Source organism: Streptomyces hirsutus (genome assembly GCF_001418415.1).
In the GTDB taxonomy this organism is placed as follows: domain Bacteria; phylum Actinomycetota; class Actinomycetes; order Streptomycetales; family Streptomycetaceae; genus Streptomyces; species Streptomyces hirsutus.
The window spans coordinates 1-616 of sequence record NZ_LIQT01000322.1 but is presented as its reverse complement, the minus strand read 5'-3'; the positions used below and the strand labels follow the sequence as shown (position 1 = coordinate 616).

The following is a 616-nucleotide window of genomic DNA, read 5'->3' as shown; positions in this document are numbered from 1 at the left end:
CGCCGACGAGGGCGAGCGCGGTGCCAGGGGTGAGCTGCACCGTGGGCCGGGACGGCACCGGTGCCACCGGAGCGGGCGGCGACGCCTGAACACTCGGGACGATGGCGGTCGGCTCGATCACCACGGGCGGAGATGCCTGAACGGTGGGCGTGGGGTTGGTCGGGATCTTCGGGCGAAGCATCGGTGTTCTCCTTTCGAGGTGGACTATTTGGTGAAGCTGTCGATGACGGGAGCAAGCACGCTGTTGGCGAGCAGGAAGCCGCCGAGGAGGAGTACGGCGATGAGCCACCAGGGCGGGCGGACAAACTTGACGCCGAGGTAGCCGACGACCAGCAGGGCTAGCCAGAGCGGAACGTCCATGGGTCGGCCTCCTAGCGGGCGCGGCAGCGGTGGGTGCGGGCGGCGAGTTGTGCGGCGGAGCGGCTGGTGTAGTCGGCGGACCAGCCGCAGTCATCGGCGCTGCACACGGCGGCGTGCTTGGTGGTGCCGTGGCGGTCGCGGTGGGTGCCGATCTGTACCGGGCCAATCCGCATCACGGAGTGGAAGAAGTCGCGGGCGGGCATGTCAGTCGGTCTCCGTCCGGGTGGTGGTCGGGTCGGGGAAGGCGGCGCGGATA

The 616-nt window shown here is 69.8% G+C and carries 2 protein-coding genes and 1 pseudogene; all 3 read right to left on the bottom strand.

Annotated features, from left to right (window positions below):
* A pseudogene (locus AOK11_RS44060) lies at positions 1 to 181 on the bottom strand (SpdD-like protein); the annotation flags it as partial.
* A gap of 23 nt (positions 182 to 204) precedes the next feature.
* Positions 205 to 360 (bottom strand): hypothetical protein, encoded by a 156-nt coding sequence (locus AOK11_RS42075; protein ID WP_107098659.1) that lies wholly within the window; start codon positions 358 to 360, stop codon positions 205 to 207.
* Positions 361 to 371: 11 nt separating this feature from the next.
* Positions 372 to 563, bottom strand: coding sequence for a mobile element transfer protein (locus AOK11_RS23525; protein WP_055595722.1), 192 nt, complete (start codon positions 561 to 563; stop codon positions 372 to 374).
* Positions 564 to 616: the final 53 nt, after the last annotated feature.